We start from the raw sequence: 18881 nt of genomic DNA on the forward strand, positions 1-18881 counted from the left end.
GGACGAACGGCCCTTTCGTCGGTACCTAGCCGACGAAAGGGCCGTTCGTCATGCGGATCCTGCGCACGGAGAACGTCCGCGCCCCGGGGGCCAGCGCCGCGGCGGCGGGGGCGAGCAGGCACACGAGCGCGCAGGCGGCCAGCGTCGAGCCGAGCCCGAACACCGAGATCGCCGGGGCGATCAGGGCCAGGCCCAGCGGGGCGAGGCCGTAGGAGAGCAGGAAGTCCAGCGAGGACACCCGGGCCAGCAGGCGCGGGTCCACCTCCCGCTGGGTGGCGGTGAACCACGGCACGTTGAACAGCTCGATCCCCACACCGGTCGCGACGTAGGCCAGCACCAGGACGGCGGGGTGCACCGGCAGCAGCAGGCACAGCGGCGCGACGGCGTACACGGCGAGACCGGCCAGGGCCGCCCACCCCTGGGCCCGCGGCCGCCACCGCGCGATCAGCAGGGCGCCCAGCAGCGCCCCCACCGTGTAGCCGGTGGTGGCCAGCGCCAGCACCGCTTCCGAGCCGTAGCGGTCGCGGGCGACCAGCGGGAGGGCCACCGCGGTGGCCGAGTAGCCGGTGGCGATCACCGCCGTCAGGGCGCCCAGGCCGGCCAGGAACCACGGGTGCCGGCACGCCTCCCGCCAGCCCTCGGCGAACTCCCCGACGATCGACGCGCCGCTCGCCGGCACCGGGACGCCGCCACCACGGGGCGGCACGAGCGCGGCCACGAGCCAGAACAACCCGATGCCGAGCAGCAGCGCCGGGACGCCGAGCACGCCCGCGAGCAGCGCGGACAGCGCAGGTCCCAGCAACACGCTGCACCGCACCGCGATGGTGATCGCGGCGTTGGCCTGCTGGCGGCGGTCGGGGTCGACCACCTCGGCGGTGAGGGCCTGGAACGCGGGCCGGCAGGCGCCCTGCCCCGCCCCGACCACCACCGCGGCCACGGCCATCAGCCCGACGGACCGCCCGACCCCGAGCGCGATCAGGGGGCTGGCGGCGGCCGCGGCCAGCCCCGACCAGAGCACGACCGCACGCCGCGAGTAGCGGTCGGCGAGCACCCCGGCCAGCGGGACCGCGGCCAGGAATCCCACCGTCCGGGTGGCCAGCACGATCCCGAGCCCCACCGCGCCGAGGTCGCCGTGCAGCACCGCCAGCCCGAGCACGAACGGCAGGGCCCAGGTCGCGAGGCCGGACGCGGTGGTCCCGACCCACAGCCGCAGGAACTCCCGCTCCCGCACGACCGATCGCGCCACGTCAGCGGCGGAACGACGTGCGCACGTACTCGGCGAAGCCCTCCGCGCCGTCCACGATCCGCGGCCCGCTGATCGCCTCGTTGAAGTCCAGCATGTGGAACCGGTTCTCCCGGATCGCCGGCACCGACGCCAGTGCGGGGTGCGACCTCAGGAAAGCGATCTTCTCCTCGGCCGGCTGGTCCTGGTAGTCCAGGATGACGATGATCTCGGGTTGCGCGGCGACGACGGCCTCCCAGCCGACGTCGACCCAGCGCCCCTCGAGGTCCGCGAAGATGTTGCGCGCCCCGGCGAACTCGATGATCTCGGTCGGCGGCACCTGGCTGCCTGCGGTGAACGGCCGGTCGGTGCCGGAGTCGTAGAGGAACACCGACGGCGGCGGGTCGAGCCGCGGCGCCGACTCCCGGACCGCGGCGACCCGGGCCCGCAGCTCGCCGACGTACGCGGCGGCCCGCTCCTCCACCCCGAAGATCCGGCCCAGCCGCTCCAGATCGGTGTACAGCCCTTCGAACGGCGTGACGCGCTCCGGGAAGCCGGGGTAGTTGAAGCAGCTCTCGGTGTGCATGAAGCTCTGGATGCCGAGGCCGTCGAGGATCTCGGGCGTGATCCCCCGCTGCTCGCTGAACCCCGACCGCCACCCGGCCACCACGAGGTCGGCCCCGGCGTCGACCACCAGCTCGCGGTTGAGCAGGTCCTGGCTCAGCAGCTCGACCCGCGCGTACTCCGCCGCCCACGGCGACTCCTCCACCGGCGGGTTCGCCGGCGGCATCACGTAGCCGCGCACGGCGTCGGTGAGGCCGAGGCCGAACAGCTTGTCGGCGCTGCCCGCCTCGTAGACCACGGCCCGCTCGGGCCGCTGGTAGGTCACCTCCTCGCCGCAGCGCGCCACGGTGACCGGTTCGGGCGCACCGGCCTCCGGCGTCACCTCGGCGCCGCAGCCGGCGAGCAGGAGCGCCGCGAGCACGGCGGGCGTGGCGCGCCGCCACCAGGTCGGGGGGACGGTCACAGGTGCGTTCCTTCCGGTGGGCCGGCGGATCCGGCGTGGGTCGGGGTGGGCGTGAGCGCGTACAGCAGCTGCGGGTCGCCGGTCAGCGGGTGCGGCACGACGGTGGCCGCGACGCCGAAGACGCGTTCCACCAGCTCGGCCGTCAGCACCTCCCAGGGGGCGCCGGCCGCCACCAGCGCACCCCTGCTCAGCACGCCGATGCGGTCGCAGGTGGCCGCGGCCAGGTTCAGGTCGTGCAGCACGACCAGCACGGTGGCGCCGGACCCGCGCAGCAGCGACAGCAGCTCGATCTGGTGCCGCACGTCGAGGTGGTTGGTCGGCTCGTCGAGGACGAGCACCTCCGGCTCCTGCACCAGGGCGCGTGCGGCGAGCACGCGCTGGCGCTCGCCGCCCGACAGCGACAGCACCCCGCGCCCCGCCAGGTGCGCCACGTCGAGCTGGGCCATGACGCGCTCGCACAACGCGCGCTCCCGCGCCGACAGCGCCTCGTTGCCCCGCTTGTGCGGCGTGCGGCCGAGCGCGACGGTCTCGGCGACGGTGAAGTCGAGGTCGGCGCCGCCCTCCTGGGTCAGCGCCGCCACCTGCCGCGCGCTCTGCCGCCTGCTCGTGGTCGCCACGTCCGTGCCGTCGACCAGCACCGCCCCGGCCGTGGGTCGCAGCGCCCGGTAGACGCAGCGCAGTGCGGTGGACTTGCCGCTGCCGTTGGGCCCGACCAGCCCGACCACCTGCCCGTCGGGGACGTCCAGGGACAGCTCGCGGACCAGCGCGTTCCCGTCGACGACGACCGAGAGCGCCTCCAGGCGGAGCTCCATCACCGGCCCCCGAACAGATAGGACCGCCGCCGCATCAGGACCACGAAGACCGGCACCCCGACGAGCGCGGTGATGGCCCCCAGCGGCAGCTCGCGCGGCGCCACGAGGACACGTGAGACCAGGTCGACCCAGACCATGAAGACCGCCCCGACGAACGGGGTGACGACCAGCACCCGCGCGTGGCCCGCGCCGACCACCAGCCGCACGACGTGCGGCAGGACCAGCCCCACGAACCCGATCGCCCCGCTGACCGCGACCATCGCCCCCGTCATCAGCGACGTCAGCACGAACAGGGCGGTGCGGACTGCCCCGGTGTCCACGCCCAGGCTCGCCGCGGTCTCGTCGCCCAGCGCCATCGCGTCCAGCGCCCGGCCGAAGCGCCGCAGCACCACCACCCCGAGGACGACGACGACCGCGACGACCGGCAGCGCGTCCCACGAGGCGGCGCCGAAGCTGCCCATCGTCCAGAACAGGATCGTGCTGGTGGCCTCGCCGTCCGGCGCGAAGTAGATCAGCACGCTCATCACGGCCTGGAAGCCGAACGACAGCGCGATGCCGGTGAGGACGAGCCGCAGCGGGGTGACGCCCGCGCGTGTCGCGGACGCGGCGTAGACCAGCACCGAAGCACCCAGCGCGCCGAGGAAGGCGCCGACGGACACCGCGTGCACGCCCAGCCCGGCCAGCACCCCGAACACGATCACGCCGACGGCGCCCGCCGAGGCCCCCGAGGAGACCCCGAGCACGAACGGGTCGGCCAGGGCGTTGCGCACCAACGCCTGCACCGCCACCCCGACGACGCCCAGCCCGGCGCCGACGACCGCCGCGAGCAGCACGCGCGGCGTGCGGACCTGCCAGATGATCTGGTACTGCGGCACCTCGGCCGCCGTGATCGGGCCACCGGTCAGCGCGGCCCACAGGTACCGCGCCGTGTCGGCCGGCGCGATCACCGCGCTGCCGAGGCCGATGGTCACCACCACCGAGGCGACCAGCACCGCGGCCATGACCAGCACCCCCGCCACCAGAGGCCCGCGGCCGCGCGGCCGGAGCGCGCCCTCCGCGGGCGAGGTGCCACCGGACCCCACCGCAACGCCGCTACGCGCAAGATCCACCCGTCCCGCCCCCAATAACGACAACCGTTATCGTTCACACTATCGGGCGGTGGAGCGGAGGAGGTACCGGGATGACCGGCGAGCTGGGTCCTTCGAGGATCTGCCGTACGAGCGGCGAGCGTGCGCTGCCGTCAGGCCGGCGGCCAGTGGCGGCGGATCCACCGCGTCACCGCATGGGCGGTCTCCGCGAGCGGGAGCTCGGTGGTGTCGAGGAGCTCGACCGGCGGGTCCAGCGCGGGGCCGTTGCGCCGGAGCCAGTCGTTGAAGTCCAGCGTCTCCGCGATGCGCGGCTCGTCCCAGCCGCGCCACGCCGGGCGGGCCCGGAGCCGGGGCGCCAGTACCCCGGGGTCGCACACGAGCGCCAGGTAGTGGATCTCGCCGAGGAACACCCGCTCCGGGCGGCTCTCGAACTGCACCGGCGCGACCGTCCCGACCAGCACGACCGGCCGCCCGCTCTGGTGGATCATCGCGGCCATCCGCAGCCAGGTCGAGCGGAAGGCGCCGAAGTCGTCGGTCGGGTCCTGCAGCCCGGCCGTCCACAGCACATCCTGCTCGACGACGACCGCCGTATCGGCGAGAGCGGGCAGGAGCAGGCGCGCGACCGTCGATTTGCCCCCGCCGCTCGGCCCGGTGAGGGCGAACAGCGGCAGTCGCCGGAACGGCTGCCGGTGCCCGCACTCGTCGCAGATCAGGACCGCGGCGTCGGGCGCGACGACCGGCACCGACGGCCGGGCGCCGCAGCCGACGCAGATCTGCAGGTCGACCGGGGAGAGCTCGCCCGTGCTCAGCCGAACAGCTCGCCGAGGAAGCCGCCGCGGCTCTTGTGCCCGCGGTGGCCGTGCGGCGGCGGCGAGTCGCTGTAGCGGCGCCCGTGTGGCGGCGGCGAGTCGCCGTAGCGGCGCCCGTGCGGTGGCGGCGAGTCGTTGTATCGCTTTCCGCCCTGGTGGCGTGGGTCGTACCCGCGCTGGCCGCCGTAGGGCGGCGGCGAGTCGTGGCCGTAGGAGGGCGGGCCCGCGTGCCCGGCGTAGAAGCTCTGCTCGGCGTTGGCGATCTGCTCGAGCTCGCCTCGGTCGAGGAAGATCCCACGGCAGCCCTGGCACTGCTCGATGTGCACGCCGCGGCGGTCGACGGTGTGCATCCTGTTCTGACACTTCGGACAGATCACCCGGCCGAGCCTACCCACGATGGCAAGATCGCCAGGCGGCCGAGTGGGCCCCCCGGACCGGGCAGCGACACGGCACCGGGAGCGGCGACCCCCGCGCGATCGGTCCCCCGTGCGAGCTACCCGCAGATGTCCACTCCACGGTGACGATCACGCGCCGGCGGCGCCCTACCGTCCTCGGTACGCCGCACGCCCCGGTCGCGGCCCCCGGACAAGGACTCCCATGCGACTGATCATCCAGCTCGCCGTCGTCGCGGCCATCGCCCTCGCCGGCAGCGCACTCGCCAACGCCGTGGCGTGGAACCCACCACTCACGCTGATCATCGGCGTCGGCACCGCCGCGGCGGCCCTGCTGGGCTACACGTGGGCGGTGCGGCGCACCGAGCGCCGCGCACCCGACGAGCTGTCCCGCACCGGCGCCGTCTCCGCGCTCGCCCGCGGCACCCTGCTCGGCGTGGGCCTGTTCGCCGCGGTCATCCTCAACATCGCCTTCCTCGGCGGCTACCAGGTCCTCGGCTGGGGCTCCCCCGCCGGCGCCGTCGCCCTGTTCGGGTTCATGGCCGCCGCCGCGGTCACCGAGGAGCTGCTCTTCCGGGGCATCCTGTTCCGCGTCGTCGAGCAGTGGGCCGGCACCTGGACCGCGCTCGTCCTCACCGCTGTGCTGTTCGGCATGGCCCACCTGTTCACCCCGCACTCAACCCTTTGGGGCGCAACCGCCATCGCGATCGAGGCCGGCGCGATGCTCGCCGCCGCGTACGCCGCCACCCGCACGCTGTGGGTGCCCATCGGCCTGCACTTCGGGTGGAACTACGCCGCGAGCGCCGTCTTCGGCACCGAGGTCTCGGGCAACAACACCCCCGACGGCCTGCTGCGCGCCGTCACGAACGGGCCCACGGCGCTCACCGGCGGCGACTTCGGCCCCGAAGCCGGCGTCCACGCCGTCCTGTTCGGTGCCGCCCTCACCGTCGTGTTCCTCTGGCTGGCCCACCGCCGCGGCCGCCTCGTCCCTCGCCGCGGGGCCCGCAGCGCACCGCTCACTACGCTCGCCCCGTGACCGACATCGGGCAGCTCACGCAGCGGTGGCAGCAGCTGCCCGTTCCGGTCCGGGACGCGCCGCTCGCGCTGCTGCTCGCCGCCGCGACGCTGGTACCGGCGGTCAACAGCAGCGGCACGCAGATCGGCGACCTGCCCAGCCGCCCGATGGACGCGTTGAGCCTCGCGGTGGTCGCCCTCGAGTGCCTCCCGCTGCTCCTGCGCCGCCGCCTGCCCGCCCTCTGCCTCGCGCTGGTGTTCCTCGGCTTCGCGGTCGACCAGGTCCTCGGCTACCACACGGTCGCCGGGATCGCGCTGCCCGTCGCGCTGCTGAGCACGGCAGCGCACCTGGAGCACCACCGCCGCACCACCGCGGTACTGGCCACCGCCGCGTACGTGCTGACGGCGATCGCGCTGGCCCTGCGCGGCGTACCCGAGACCGTCCCCGGCTACGTCACCTTCTACCTGGCACTGGCCATCGCCTGGGGCGCCGGGACGTGGCTGCGGCAGTCGCGGGCCGCCGAGGCGGAGCGCCGCGTCCACGTCGCCGAGGCGGCGCGCACCGCCGAGCGCACCCGCATCGCCGGCGAGCTGCACGACGTCGTGACCCACCACGTGACCGCGATGGTGGTGCAGGCCGAGGCGGCGCGCTACCTCACCGCCCACCCCGACCGCCTCGACCAGACCCTGACGACCGTCACCGACACCGGCCGCACGGCCATCTCCGACCTGCGGCACCTGCTCGACCTGCTCGACCCCGGCCACGGCCCGCGGGCGCGCACGCCGACCGCCGGCGAGCTGCACGACCTCGTGGAGCAGACCCGCCGGGCCGGTCAGCCCGTCGAGTTCATCGAGGAGGGCGGACAGCCGGCGGGCACCGGCAGCGCCGAGATGATCGCCTATCGCGTGGTGCAGGAGTCGCTGACCAACGCCCTCAAGCACGCCCACGGCAGCAGCACCACCGTCACCGTGCGGCGCGGCGACGGGGAGATCGCGGTCGAGATCGGGACCGACGGCACGGGACCGGCGGACGCGTCGCCGGGCGGGAGCGGGCGAGGCCTCGCCGGACTCCGCGAACGGGTCGGGGTGCTCGGCGGCGAGTTCAGCGCCGGCCACCGCGACGGGGGCGGGTTCGTGGTGCGCGCCCGCATCCCCGTGGCGAGCGCGCCGTGACCGCGCCGGTGCGCGTGCTGGTCTGCGACGACCAGGCGCTGATCCGCGCCGGGTTCGCCACCATCATCGACGCGCAGCCCGATCTCGAGGTGGTCGGCGAGTGCGGCGACGGCCGGGCCGCGGTCGAGCTCGCCGGCCGGCTGCACCCCGACGTCGTGGTGATGGACGTGCGGATGCCGGTCCTCGACGGGATCGAGGCCACCCGCCTGCTCGCCGGCGCCGGCGTGGCGAGCCCGGTGAAGGTGCTCGTGGTGACGACGTTCAACCTGGACGAGTACGTGTACGAGGCGCTGCGCGCCGGCGCGAGCGGCTTCCTGCTGAAGGACGCCCCACCGGCGCAGCTGCTGCACGGCATCCGCACCGTCGCCGCGGGCGCCGCGCTGCTCGCCCCCGAGGTGACGCGGCAGCTCGTCGGCCGCTACGCCGCGCGGATCCGGCCGCAGGAGAGCGGGCCGAACGACACGCCGCTCACCCCGCGTGAGCTGGAGGTGCTGCGCCTCATCGCGGACGGCCGCTCCAACAGCGAGATCGCCGCAGCGCTCGTGATCAGCCACGAGACGGTCAAGACCTACGTCTCGCGCATCCTCACCAAGCTCGACCTGCGCGACCGGGTGCAGGCGGTCGTCTACGCCTACCGCCGGGGGCTCGTCGCCTGATTCGGACGGCGTCGTCATCGCGGAGCCGGCAGCGGTGAGCCGCGGGCGACGAGCACGAGGCCAACGGGGCTGCCGACCACAGCGACATCGCCCGTGCGGTCGGTGCGGCGGACCGCGGCGCCGGCCCGCTCCAGCCCGCCGATCAGGCCGGGATCGGGGTGCCGGTAGCGGTTACCGGCACCGACGCTCACCAGCACCGCGCGCGGGGACACCGCGTTGAGGAACTCCACCGACGTGTAGCGGCTGCCGTGGTGCGGCATCTTGAGCACCTCGGCGCGCAGGTCGGCGCCGGAGTCGAGCAGGTCGGCCTGCGCGGCGAGCTCGACGTCGCCGGTGAGCAGCACCGTGCCGGCCGGGGTGCGGGCCCGCAGCACGAGCGAACCGTCGTTGACCGCGGTGCCGTCCTCGCCGTCGACCGACGAGGCCGGGTGCCGCGGACCGAGGACGTCGAGGACGAGCCCCGGCCACTCCAGCCGCTTCCCCGCGACGAGCGCGACGACGGGGGCTCCCGCGCCCACCGCCGCGTCCGCGATCTCGCGCAAGGCCCATCGCGGCTCGCGGACCGGCCCGACGGCGACCCCGGCCACCGCGCGCCCGCGCAGCGCCCCGGCGAGCCCGCCGACGTGGTCGGCGTGCAGGTGGCTGAGCACGACCAGCGAGATCCCCTGCACGCCGAGCCGGTCGAGGCAGGCGTCGACCGGGCCGGCGTCGGGACCGGCGTCGACCAGCACGACCCAGCCCGGTCGGCCGGTGGCGAGCACCAGGGCGTCGCCCTGACCGACGTCGCAGGCCACCACCGACCACCCCGCGGGCGGCCACCCGGGCGGGACGACGCGCGTGGGGACCAGCACGAGCGCCAGCCCCAGTGTCACGGCGAGCAGCAGTGCCCGCCACCGCGGGGACCGCCCGAGCATGAGCAGCGCCAGGACCAGCACGCCCAGCAGCAGCGCGCCCGCGACGCCGCCCGGCCAGCCGAGCACCGCGCCCGGCACGGCCGCGGATCGGTCGGCCACCAGCACCAGCCAGCCGACGGCCGGCCCGGCCGCCCACGCGCACGCCTGCGCGAGCGGGGCGCCGAGCGGCGAGAGCACCGCGGCCAGCACCCCCAGCACGGTGGCCGGGGCGACCGCGGGCACGGCGAGCAGGTTCGCGAGCACCGCGACCGGGCTGACCTGCTCGCTCAGCCCGGCGACCAGCGGGGCGGTGGCGAGGAACGCCGCGGCGGGCACGCAGACCGCCTCCGCCGCCCACCGCGGCAACCCGCGCCGCTGCAGCGCGTCGGACCACCCGGGCGCGAGCAGCACGAGCGCCGCCGTGGCGAGCACGGACAGTGCGAACCCCGGGTCGACGGCCAGCGCCGGATCGGCCGGCAGCAGCACGAGCACGGCGACCGCCAGCGCCGGCAACGCGGAACGGCCGCGGCCCATGGCGAGGGCGAGCAGCACCACGGCCGCCATCGCCGCCGCCCGCACCACGCTCGGCGACGGCCGCGCGAGCACCACGAACCCGAGTACGGCGAGCGCGCTGAGGACGGCCGCGAGCCGCGGATCGGCCCGCAGCAGCCGCAGGAGGGCCAGGACCGCGCCCGCGACGATCGCCAGGTTGGCCCCCGAGACGGCCAGCAGGTGGGTGAGGCCCGCGGCCCGGAAGTCGGCCTCGACCTCCGGGGTGAGACCGCTGGTGTCGCCGACGGCCAGCCCGGGGAGCAACCCGGCGGACGCGGGCGGCAGCACCGCCGCCGCCTCACGCAGCCCGGCCCGCAGCCCGCCCGCGGCGTCCTGCCACCACGGCGGCGCGCCGACCTCGCCCGGCGGACCGCGCACCCGCAGCACGGCGACGGTGAGATCACGGCGACCGGCCGGGGCGAGCAGCCCCTCGGCGGTGGCGGACTGCCCCGGCAGCAGCACCGCCCACTCCGCGGCCGGCGCGATGAGCAGCACGCGCCCACCGGCCGCCCAGCTGCCGTCGCCGGCCGCCGCGCGTTCCAGGCGGGCCGGCACCAGCACCATGCTCACCCCGCCGGGCCCGTAGGCCGTGCTCCGGATCGGGCGGGGGTCGTCGGTGACCACGACCCGCAGCTCCGCCGCGGCACCGCGCTCGGCAAGCTCGCGCAGCGGGTGCCGCTCGACCAGCAGGACGTGCGCGGTGACCACCAGCGCGGCCGCCGCAGCGCACCCGGCAGCCGCGCGGACCGGGCCCGCCCACACCGCCCCGCGGCACCGCGCACCACCCGGGGCGCCCTGGGCGCCCGGCCCGGCGGCACCGAGGGCACCGCCCACGGCGCCGCCCACGACGAGCAGCACCGACACGACCAGCGCGAGGACGGCGGCCGCGGACCCGCCCGCGATCCCGAGCAGCATGACCGCCCACACCGCGAGCGCGGCAGGCACCAGGCGCAGGTCCGGCGGACGGCGGGGCGATTCCGGCTCCGGGACGCGCATCAGACCTTCACCAGCTCCCGCAGCTGCGCGAACCGGCGCTCCCCGATGCCGTCGACCTCCCGCAACTGCTCGACCCGCGCGAAGCGCCCGTTGGCCGTGCGCCAGTCGAGGATCCGCTGGGCGGTGACCGGGCCGACCCCGGGCAGGGCGTCGAGCTGGCTCGCGGTGGCGGTGTTCAGGTCGACCGGGCCGGCGGGTGCCGCCTCACCCGCCGTGGCCGCCCCCGGGCCGGACGGGCTCGCGGGCGCGGCGTCGGGCGCGGGTGGCACGCCCACCGCGACCTGCTCGCCGTCGGTCACCCGCCGGGCCAGGTTGACCCCGGCGAGGTCGGTGCCCGGCAGGGCACCGCCGGCCGCCTCCAGCACGTCGGCCACCCGGGAACCCTCGGGGACCTCCACCAGGCCCGGCCGGTGCACCTTGCCGGACACGGCGACGACCACGGGCGCCGGCGGCGGCTGCGGGGACGTGGCGGTGGGTGGCGGCGCCGGATCGGACGGCGGCGCACCCGCGGACGGCAGCGCCGCGTCGGCGGCCACGCTGACCGCGGGCAGATCGGCCACCGGCTCGGCACGCGGTCGTTCGAACCAGACACCCACCGCAGCCAGGACGGCGGCCGCCGCGGCCACGAGCGCGAGCGCGGTGGCGCCCGGACGCCCCGGGTCGACGCGCGCACCGCGCCAGCCCGCCGGCGCCAGCCGACGCAGCACGGACTGGACGCGCCCCGGAGGCTCGGCGGACGGCGCGGCCTCCCAGCCGCCCGGCCCGTCACCCAGCGCGTTCCCCAACGCGTCTTCGGCCCGATCATGCGGGTGCCCGCGACGCATCGGCGGCCATCGCGCCGCGGGTCGCAGGGGCGGACCCGCCGGCGCGGCGTCGGCCCGCTCTCCCTCCGGCTCGACGGGCACCGGCGACGGGCGCGAGAGGACGTCGGAGCGGACGGCGGCCGACCCGATCACCAGCGGGAGGGGCACGGTGGGCGGGTCGCCCCGGGCTCGCCGGGCCGGCGTCTCCGCCCCCAGGGGCGGCGCCCGGTCCCCGTCGGATCCGAGCCCGGGCGGCGGCGCTGACCGGGTGCCCAGAACCGTGGCCAGCCGTCGGGGCGGGGGGAGGGGTTCGGGGCGCGTCATGCGGTCGACGCTAGGGCGGCGCGGGCGCGGTGCCGGGGCATCGTGCGCAGCTGTGGATGGCGGGGCCACGACGGGGACAACCCGCCGAACGGTGGGTGGAACGGTCGGCCCGAGGGGCTACCCTTCCTTCTACGCGCCGTAGAAAGAATGCTGCCCGACCACCGCGACCATGTGCCGGACGACCTCGGCGAGCTCGTCCCGGGCGCGCGCGAGGTACTTGCGGGGGTCGCTCGAGGCACCCCCGTGCTCGACCCACTCCCGCACGGCCCCGGTGAACGCGACATTCAGGGCGGTCCCGATGTTGACCTTGACGATGCCCGCGCGCACCGCCGCCCCGAGCTCCTCGTCCGGCACCCCGGACGAGCCGTGCAGCACCAGGGGCACCGATACGGCCGCGCGCAGCGCCTCGATCAGGGCGTGGTCGAGCCGCGCTGTGCGGCTGGTCATCGCGTGCGAGCTGCCGACGGCGACGGCGAGCGCGTCGACACCGGTCTCGGCGACGAACGCGGCGGCCTCGCCGGGGTCGGTCCGCACCCCGGGCGCGTGCGCGCCGTCCTTGCCGCCGACCTCACCCAGCTCGGCCTCGAGCCACACGTCGTTCGCGTGGGCCCACGCGACGGCGTCGCGGGTCGCGGCGACGTTCGCCGCGTAGTCCAGCCGCGAGGCGTCGAACATCACCGAGCTCACCCCGGCCCGGCAGGCGCTGCGCAGCAGGTCGCCGTCCTCGACGTGGTCCAGGTGCACCGACACCGGCACCGCGGCGGCCCGCGCGACGGCGGCGGTCGCGGCACTGATCGGCAGCAGGTTCCCGCCGTGGTAGCGCACGGCGTTCTCGCTGATCTGCAGGATCACCGGCGTCCCCGCCGCCTCCGCGCCGGCGGCGATCCCCTCGGCGTGTTCGAGGGTGATGACGTTGAACGCGGCCACGCCGCGCCCGCCGGCTCGCGCCTCGGCGACGAGCTCGGCGGTGGTGACCAGCGGCATTCGGCCAGCTCCTTCGGGTCGGCGGGCGGTCGATGTGGAGAGCCACTTGACAGACTCCCATGCAAGTCCAACCATATGCCACCAAATCCAACTTGTGAACACGATGTTTCCCAGCAACGGGGCGAAGGTGAACATGACGGGACCGCTCCTGGTCGGACTCGACGTCGGCACGACGTCGAGCAAGGCCGTGGTCGTGACGGCGGACGGCCGGGAGGTCGCCCGTGGCCGTTCCCGCACTCCGTGGGTCCACACCGGCGACGGCGTCGAGCTCGACGCGGTCGAGCTGGCCGCCGCCGCGCGCTCGGCCGTCGAGCAGGCCCTCGCCGCCGCCCCACCCGGCCCGGTCGCCGGTCTCGGGGTCGCGAGCATGGCCGAGTCCGGCGTGCTGCTCGACCGGCACGGCCGGCCCACGGCCCCGGTCATCGCCTGGCACGACCGGCGGGACCGCGTCGAGGTCGACGAACTGGCCGCGGAGATCGGCGGCGAGCGCTTCTCCGCCGTGACCGGGCTTCCGCTCTGGGGCCAGTGGTCGCTGACCAAGCAGCGCTGGCTGCACCGGCACCGGCCCACGTCCGCCGCGGCGGCGGTCCGGCGGCTGAACGTCGCCGAATGGATCGTGCGTGACCTCGGCGGGGACGAGGGCGCCGAGCCCTCGCTCGCCTCGCGCACCGGTTGGCTGCAGCTGGCGAGCCGGACCTGGTGGCCGGAGACGCTCGGGTTCTCCGGCATCACCGAAAGCCTCCTGCCGCCGCTGCACGCGGGCGGCGAGTCCTGGGGACGGGTACGGGCCGACGAGCCGGTCGGGCGCCTCGCCGGTGCCACCCTCACCGTGGCCGGGCACGATCACCAGTCCGCCGCCGTCGGGGTGGGCGCCGCCGGCATCGGGGACGAGCTGGACTCCTGCGGCACGGCCGAGGCGCTCGTGCGCACCGTCGCTCCCGGGCTGCCCGCCGACGCCGTCGCCGCGCTCACCACGGGCGGCATCACGGTCGGGTGGCACGTCCTGCCCGACCGGTGGTGCCTGCTGGGAGGCACCGAGGGCGGGCTGACCCTGACCCGCGTCCTGGCCATGCTCGGCCTGGACTCCGGCGCGCTCGCGGAGCTCGACCCCCGCGCCACCGCGCTGGCCGGTACGCCCGTCGAGGTCGCCACCGACGACCGCGGCGTGGTCCTGCGCGGGATCGGCGACGGCGTCGGCCCGGCGCAGGTGTGGCGGGCCGCGCTGGAGCGGATCACCGCCGAGGCGGGCGTGCTGCACGAGCTGATGTCACGGGCCGCCGGGCCCGTCGCCGGGCTGGTCGCCGCCGGCGGATGGGCCCGCAGCGAGGCACTGGTCGCGGTGAAGGAGCGGGTGCTCGGCCCCGTCGCACGACCGCCGGTGACCGAGGCGGGCGCCCGCGGGGCCGCGCTGCTCGCCGGGCTGGCCGCGGGCGTCCTCACCGATCTCGACGAGCTGCCGCCGCCCGCCGAGTCCCTGCTCTGAGCTGGAGGAAAGATGACCGAACTACTGCTCGAGGCGCGCGGGGTCGTCCGGACCTTCGGGCACGTCCAGGCCCTGCGCGGCGCCGACTTCGGCGTCCGCGCGGGCGAGATCGTCGGCCTCATCGGGGACAACGGCGCCGGGAAGAGCACCCTCGTCAAGATCCTCTCCGGTGCCGACCGGCCCACCGCGGGCGAGATCCTCGTCGAGGGCACGCCGCGCGAGTTCGCCAGCCCGCAGGACGCCCGCGACGCGGGCGTCGAGACCGTCTACCAGGACCTCGCGCTGGCGCCGGACCTCGACCCGGCGGCGAACCTGTTCCTCGGCCGGGAGATCCTGCGCCCGGGGCTGCTCGGGCGGCTCGGGTTCCTCGACCACCGGGCCATGGCGCAGCGCACCGCCGACGAGGTGGTGCGGCTGAACGTGCAGCTCAAGGACGCCGGGGCCGCGGTTGCCGAGCTGTCGGGCGGTCAGCGCCAGAGCGTCGCGGTGGCGCGGGCGGCGATGTGGGCCCAGAAGGTGATCTTCCTCGACGAGCCGACCGCGGCCCTCGGCGTCGTGCAGACCCAGGGCGTGCTCGACCTCGTGCGCCGGGTCCGCGACTCCGGCATCGCAGTCGTGCTGATCAGCCACAACATGCAGCAGGTCCTCGAGGTGTGCGACCGGGTCGAGGTGCTGCGCCTCGGCGAGCGCGTCGCGCAGCTGCCGACGGCGGGCACCACCGTCGAGGACCTCGTCGCCGCGACGACCGGCGGCGTCGTGAAGGAGCAGACCCGATGACGTCCTCACTCTCCACGCAGTCCGAGCCGACGACCACCGTCGCGACCACCAGCACCTGGCGCCGGCTGGCCGCCGCGCCGGCGACGCGGATCTTCGGCGTGCTCGTGCTCCTCGTCGCCGCGTTCACCGTGCTGCGGCCGACCAGCTTCGCCACCCCGGCGAACGCGGCCAACATCGCCGCCGACGCCGCCATCCTGCTGGTGCTCGCGGTCGGCGCCACCTACGTCATCCTCACCGCGGGCATCGACCTGTCCGTCAGCGGCGTGCTCGTGTTCTCCGGCGTGATCGCCGCGAAGATCATGCAGGCGCTGGGCGGCGACGGGATCGGCGTGATCCTGCTCGGGCTGCTCGGCGGCCTCGTCGCCGGGGCGGCCTGGGGCGCGCTCAACGGGTTCCTGGTCGCCAAGGCCCGCATCCCGGCGCTGATCGTCACGCTCGGGACGCTGGGCATGTCGCTGGGCTCCGCGCTGCTGCTGACCGGCGGGATCGACGTGCGCGAGGTCCCGCTGACGCTCGTGCTGAACGTCGGGTCGGGGCGGGTCGCCGGGATCCCCGCGCTCGTGGTGATCGCCGCCCTGGTCGCGCTGGTCGCCGGGGTCGTGCTCGCCGGCACCCGCTTCGGCCGCTACACCTACGCGATCGGCTCCAACGCCGAGGCGCTGCGCCGCGCCGGTGTCGACACCGCCCGACACCTGATCAAGGTCTACGCCCTCGCCGGCGCGCTGGCCGGGCTCGCCGGCTTCCTGTCCCTCGCCCGCTTCGCCACGACGACGCTCGCCGGGCACTCGACCGACAACCTGCAGACGATCGCGGCGGTCGTCATCGGCGGCACGAGCCTGTTCGGCGGCGTCGGCACGGTCGTCGGCTCGGTCATCGGGGTGTTCATCCCGACCGTGCTGCAGAACGGCTTCGTCGTGCTCGGCGTCTCGCCGTTCTGGCAGCAGGTGGCCGTCGGCGCCGTGCTCATCGCGGCGGTCTACCTCGACCAGCTCCGCCGCCGGGCCCGCTCCCGCGGCTGACCCCTCCCCCGTCCCCGCAGTTCCTCCTCACGAGTGGAGCACGTTCCATGCGCAAGAAGATGATCCTCGGCGCGCTCGCCGCCGTCACCGTGGCCGGTACGGCCGCATGCTCGTCGGGGGCGACGGCCGCGGCGCCCGAGGTCCGCGACAGCGTCCAGGGCCAGTCGCTCGCCTTCGTCCCCGGGGTGGCGGGCGACAGCTTCTACATCACCATGCAGTGCGGCATCCAGGCCGCTGCCGCCGAGCAGGGCATGACCGTCGACGTCCAGGCGCCCCAGCAGTTCGACCCCTCGCTGCAGACCCCGATCGTCAACGGCGTCGTGGCGCAGAAGCCGGCTGCGCTGCTCATCGCGCCCACCGACACCGTCGCGATGTATCCGCCGCTGCTGCAGGCCAACCAGAACGGCATCGCCGTGGGGCTCGTGGACACGACCCTGGAGAACACCGAGCTGGCCGCGACGTCGGTGTCGACCGACAACCGCGCCGGCGGTGCGGCCGCCGCCGACGCCCTCGCCGAGCTCGTCGGGGACCAGGGCAAGGTCCTGGTGATCGCGTTCAAGGCCGGCGCCTCGACCTCGGACGCGCGCCAGCAGGGCTTCGAGCAGCAGATCGCGACGCACCCCGGGATCACCTACATCGGCGCCCAGGTCAACGACAACGACCCGGCGAAGGCGGCGTCGATCATCGGCGCGACCCTGGCCGCGCACCCCGACCTGGCGGGCGTCTTCGCCACCAACCAGTTCGCCGCCGAGGGCACCGCGACCGGCCTGCGCAACGCCGGCAAGATCGGCCAGGTCAAGGTCGTCGGCTTCGACGCGGGCCCGGTGCAGGTCAAGCAGCTCCAGCAGGGCGAGGTGCAGGCGCTCATCGCGCAGCAGCCCTACGAGATCGGCACGACGGCGGTGCAGCAGATCGTCGCCGCGATGACGGGCAAGCCGGTCACCAAGGAGGTGCCGACCGGGACGATCACGGTGACCCAGGAGAACTTCGCGCAGCCCGAGGTGCAGCAGGCCGTCTACAAGGCCGAGTGCTGAGCGGACCGGCGGGATCGGCACGCGCCGTGGGAGCGGAGGAACCGGCACGATGAGGTCCGTGAGCGGACGCCCCGGGAACGGCCCCGGCCCCTACCGGTACGCCGCGAAGCGGCAGCAGGCCATCCTCGCGGCGCTGCGCGCCACGGGGCAGGTCAACGCCGCCGACCTGGCCGCCGAGTTCGGGGTCACGGCCGAGACGTTGCGCAAGGACCTCATCGTCCTCGAACGGCAGGGGCTGCTGCGCCGCGTGCACGGCGGCGCCCTTCCGGTCGACGACCTCACCTTCGAGCCGGACGTCGCGGCGCGCACCGAGTACGCGGAGGAGAAGAGCCGGATCGCCCGCGCCGCGCTGGCCCACCTGGAGCGCGCCGGCTCGGTGTTCCTCGACGCCGGTTCGACCACGTCGCGGCTCGCCGAGCTGCTCCCGGCAGACCGGGAGCTCACCGTCTTCACCAACACGCTCACGATCGCGCTGACCGTCGTCGCCAAGCCGAACGTGACCGTCTACACCCTCGGCGGCCGGGTGCGCGGGCCGACCCTCGCCGAGGTCGACACGTGGGCCGCACGCGCCCTTCGGGAGATCAACGTCGATATCGCGTTCCTCGGCACCAACGGCATCTCGCTGACCCGCGGCCTCACCACCCCCGACCCGGCGGAGGCCGCGATCAAGCGGCTGATGCTCGAGTGCGCCCGCCGCACCGTGCTGCTGGCCGACCACAGCAAGGTCGGGATGGTGAGCCTGTGCCAGCACGGCGCGCTCGCCGACGTCGACGTCCTGATCACCGACACCGGGTTGCCCGGGCCCGACCTGGCCGCGCTGCGGTCGGCCGGGTTGACCGTGGAGCAAGCATGATCGTCACATTGACCCCCAACCCGAGCGTCGACCGCACCGTGTTCGTCGACGCCCTCCCCCACGGTGCCGTGGTCCGCAGCACGGACAGCTGGTCGGAGCCCAGCGGGAAGGGCGTCAACGTCGCGCTCGCCCTGAACACCCACGGCGTGGCGACGGCCGCGGTGCTCCCGCTCGGCGGGCCGGTCGGCGCCCAGCTCACCCAGATGCTGCGGGCGGCCCGGCTGCCCTTCCACGCGGTACCGGTCGCGGGCGACATCCGCAGCAACATCAGCATCGTGGAGCCGGACGGCACCGTCACCAAGATCAACGAGGCCGGCCCCGAGCTCACCACCGCCGAGGTCGCGCATCTGGTGAGCACGGCGCTCGAGCACGCGACGACGGCGCGCTGGTTGGCCGGCTGCGGCAGCCTGCCCGCGGGCGTGCCCGTCGAGTTCTACGCGACGCTCGTGCAGGAGGGGCGCCGGCGCGGGGTGCTGGTCGCCGTCGACACCTCGGGCCACCCGCTGCACGCCGTTCTCGACGCCGGGCCGGACGTGATCAAACCGAACGTCGACGAGCTCGCCGAGGCCACCGGCACCGAGCTGCGGACCTTCGACGACGTCGTCTCGGCCACCCAGAAGCTGCGGGTGCGCGGCGTCCGCTCCGTGCTGGCCAGCCTCGGCCCGGACGGCGCGCTCCTCGTCGACTCGTCCGGGGTGCTGCACGGCGAGGCGCCCGCGGTGCCGATCGTGTCGACCGTCGGTGCGGGAGACGCGCTGCTCGCCGGCTTCCTCGCCGCAGGCGGCAGCGGACGGGACGCCCTCGCCCGCGGGCTGCGGTGGGCGGCCGCGGCCGTGCAGCACCGGGGCACGCTGTTCGGCGGCAGCGACGACGCCGTCCCCGTCACGATCACCGCCGACCCGCCGCTGGACCGCAGGCTCCGCGCGGGCTGATCACGTGCCAACCCGCCGGACGAACGGCACTTTCGTCG

Annotated in this window: 18 protein-coding genes; 9 read left to right on the top strand and 9 right to left on the bottom strand. The window is 75.5% G+C overall.

The window, feature by feature from the left end:
* Positions 1 to 25 precede the first annotated feature (25 nt).
* From FB558_RS25950 to FB558_RS25975, 6 genes are all read right to left on the bottom strand, one after another.
* Positions 26 to 1246 (bottom strand): MFS transporter, encoded by a 1221-nt coding sequence (locus FB558_RS25950; protein ID WP_142057727.1) that lies wholly within the window; start codon positions 1244 to 1246, stop codon positions 26 to 28.
* 1 nt (position 1247) lies between these two features.
* Complete coding sequence (locus FB558_RS25955; RefSeq protein ID WP_142057728.1) at positions 1248 to 2249, bottom strand: ABC transporter substrate-binding protein; 1002 nt, start codon at positions 2247 to 2249, stop codon at positions 1248 to 1250.
* Positions 2246 to 3061 (bottom strand): ABC transporter ATP-binding protein, encoded by an 816-nt coding sequence (locus FB558_RS25960; protein WP_142057730.1) that lies wholly within the window; start codon positions 3059 to 3061, stop codon positions 2246 to 2248. Before FB558_RS25960 ends, FB558_RS25955 begins: the two co-directional genes overlap by 4 nt.
* Positions 3061 to 4062, bottom strand: coding sequence for a FecCD family ABC transporter permease (locus FB558_RS25965; protein WP_142059097.1), 1002 nt, complete (start codon positions 4060 to 4062; stop codon positions 3061 to 3063). The genes FB558_RS25960 and FB558_RS25965 overlap by 1 nt, the downstream gene beginning before the upstream one ends.
* A gap of 239 nt (positions 4063 to 4301) precedes the next feature.
* Positions 4302 to 4892 carry an AAA family ATPase gene (locus FB558_RS25970; protein WP_246106749.1) on the bottom strand — a complete coding sequence of 197 codons (591 nt, stop codon included), beginning with the start codon at positions 4890 to 4892 and terminating at the stop codon, positions 4302 to 4304.
* Between the two features lie 62 nt (positions 4893 to 4954).
* Entirely contained in the window at positions 4955 to 5353 is a 399-nt protein-coding gene (locus FB558_RS25975) for a TFIIB-type zinc ribbon-containing protein (RefSeq protein WP_342787501.1), read from the bottom strand.
* Positions 5354 to 5555: 202 nt separating this feature from the next.
* On the opposite strand from FB558_RS25975, the gene FB558_RS25980 reads away from it, so the two are divergent.
* Genes FB558_RS25980 through FB558_RS25990 form a run of 3 tightly spaced genes read left to right on the top strand, consistent with a single transcriptional unit; the run spans position 5556 to position 8193 of the window.
* Positions 5556 to 6386 carry a CPBP family intramembrane glutamic endopeptidase gene (locus tag FB558_RS25980; protein ID WP_142057734.1) on the top strand — a complete coding sequence of 277 codons (831 nt, stop codon included), beginning with the start codon at positions 5556 to 5558 and terminating at the stop codon, positions 6384 to 6386.
* Complete coding sequence (locus FB558_RS25985; RefSeq protein WP_142057735.1) at positions 6383 to 7537, top strand: sensor histidine kinase; 1155 nt, start codon at positions 6383 to 6385, stop codon at positions 7535 to 7537. Before FB558_RS25980 ends, FB558_RS25985 begins: the two co-directional genes overlap by 4 nt.
* Positions 7534 to 8193, top strand: coding sequence for a response regulator (locus FB558_RS25990; protein WP_142057737.1), 660 nt, complete (start codon positions 7534 to 7536; stop codon positions 8191 to 8193). The genes FB558_RS25985 and FB558_RS25990 overlap by 4 nt, the downstream gene beginning before the upstream one ends.
* A 14-nt stretch (positions 8194 to 8207) precedes the next feature.
* Here the strand turns inward: FB558_RS25990 and FB558_RS25995 are convergent, their stop codons facing one another.
* The 3 genes from FB558_RS25995 to FB558_RS26005 all read right to left on the bottom strand — a co-directional run bounded on the left by FB558_RS25995 (position 8208) and on the right by FB558_RS26005 (position 12745).
* Positions 8208 to 10634: a ComEC/Rec2 family competence protein gene (locus FB558_RS25995; RefSeq protein ID WP_142057739.1), complete on the bottom strand. Its 2427-nt coding sequence runs from the start codon at positions 10632 to 10634 to the stop codon at positions 8208 to 8210.
* A complete protein-coding gene (locus FB558_RS26000) occupies positions 10634 to 11761 on the bottom strand; it encodes a ComEA family DNA-binding protein (protein WP_246106751.1) in 1128 nt (375 codons plus the stop codon). The genes FB558_RS25995 and FB558_RS26000 overlap by 1 nt, the downstream gene beginning before the upstream one ends.
* A 129-nt stretch (positions 11762 to 11890) precedes the next feature.
* Positions 11891 to 12745 (bottom strand): class II fructose-bisphosphate aldolase, encoded by an 855-nt coding sequence (locus FB558_RS26005; RefSeq protein WP_142057741.1) that lies wholly within the window; start codon positions 12743 to 12745, stop codon positions 11891 to 11893.
* Between the two features lie 133 nt (positions 12746 to 12878).
* Between FB558_RS26005 and FB558_RS26010 the strand changes: the two genes are divergently transcribed.
* From FB558_RS26010 to FB558_RS26035, 6 genes are read left to right on the top strand one after another with little or no spacing between them, the layout of a single operon-like run.
* Positions 12879 to 14228: an FGGY-family carbohydrate kinase gene (locus tag FB558_RS26010; protein ID WP_170231527.1), complete on the top strand. Its 1350-nt coding sequence runs from the start codon at positions 12879 to 12881 to the stop codon at positions 14226 to 14228.
* 12 nt (positions 14229 to 14240) lie between these two features.
* Complete coding sequence (locus tag FB558_RS26015; RefSeq protein WP_142057745.1) at positions 14241 to 15005, top strand: ATP-binding cassette domain-containing protein; 765 nt, start codon at positions 14241 to 14243, stop codon at positions 15003 to 15005.
* A complete protein-coding gene (locus FB558_RS26020) occupies positions 15002 to 16024 on the top strand; it encodes an ABC transporter permease (protein WP_142057747.1) in 1023 nt (340 codons plus the stop codon). Before FB558_RS26015 ends, FB558_RS26020 begins: the two co-directional genes overlap by 4 nt.
* A gap of 47 nt (positions 16025 to 16071) precedes the next feature.
* Positions 16072 to 17058: an ABC transporter substrate-binding protein gene (locus tag FB558_RS26025; protein WP_142057749.1), complete on the top strand. Its 987-nt coding sequence runs from the start codon at positions 16072 to 16074 to the stop codon at positions 17056 to 17058.
* A gap of 58 nt (positions 17059 to 17116) precedes the next feature.
* A complete protein-coding gene (locus FB558_RS26030) occupies positions 17117 to 17911 on the top strand; it encodes a DeoR/GlpR family DNA-binding transcription regulator (protein WP_246106752.1) in 795 nt (264 codons plus the stop codon).
* Complete coding sequence (locus tag FB558_RS26035) at positions 17908 to 18843, top strand: 1-phosphofructokinase family hexose kinase (RefSeq protein ID WP_142057753.1); 936 nt, start codon at positions 17908 to 17910, stop codon at positions 18841 to 18843. Before FB558_RS26030 ends, FB558_RS26035 begins: the two co-directional genes overlap by 4 nt.
* The last annotated feature ends 38 nt before the right edge of the window (positions 18844 to 18881 follow it).

Origin of the sequence: Pseudonocardia kunmingensis (genome assembly GCF_006716445.1) — a bacterium.
Taxonomy (GTDB): Bacteria; Actinomycetota; Actinomycetes; order Mycobacteriales; family Pseudonocardiaceae; genus Pseudonocardia; species Pseudonocardia kunmingensis.

Bases quoted from the DNA above. Each gene is read 5' to 3' on its own strand.
- FB558_RS25995 (WP_142057739.1), bottom strand. From the start codon at position 10,634: ATGCGCGTCCCGGAGCCGGAATCGCCCCGCCGTCCGCCGGACCTGCGC.
- FB558_RS26020 (WP_142057747.1), top strand. From the start codon at position 15,002: ATGACGTCCTCACTCTCCACGCAGTCCGAGCCGACGACCACCGTCGCG.
- FB558_RS26010 (WP_170231527.1), top strand. From the start codon at position 12,879: ATGACGGGACCGCTCCTGGTCGGACTCGACGTCGGCACGACGTCGAGC.
- FB558_RS25980 (WP_142057734.1), top strand. From the start codon at position 5,556: ATGCGACTGATCATCCAGCTCGCCGTCGTCGCGGCCATCGCCCTCGCC.
- FB558_RS25965 (WP_142059097.1), bottom strand. From the start codon at position 4,062: ATGGCCGCGGTGCTGGTCGCCTCGGTGGTGGTGACCATCGGCCTCGGC.
- FB558_RS26005 (WP_142057741.1), bottom strand. From the start codon at position 12,745: ATGCCGCTGGTCACCACCGCCGAGCTCGTCGCCGAGGCGCGAGCCGGC.
- FB558_RS26035 (WP_142057753.1), top strand. From the start codon at position 17,908: ATGATCGTCACATTGACCCCCAACCCGAGCGTCGACCGCACCGTGTTC.
- FB558_RS26025 (WP_142057749.1), top strand. From the start codon at position 16,072: ATGCGCAAGAAGATGATCCTCGGCGCGCTCGCCGCCGTCACCGTGGCC.
- FB558_RS25960 (WP_142057730.1), bottom strand. From the start codon at position 3,061: ATGGAGCTCCGCCTGGAGGCGCTCTCGGTCGTCGTCGACGGGAACGCG.
- FB558_RS26015 (WP_142057745.1), top strand. From the start codon at position 14,241: ATGACCGAACTACTGCTCGAGGCGCGCGGGGTCGTCCGGACCTTCGGG.
- FB558_RS26000 (WP_246106751.1), bottom strand. From the start codon at position 11,761: ATGACGCGCCCCGAACCCCTCCCCCCGCCCCGACGGCTGGCCACGGTT.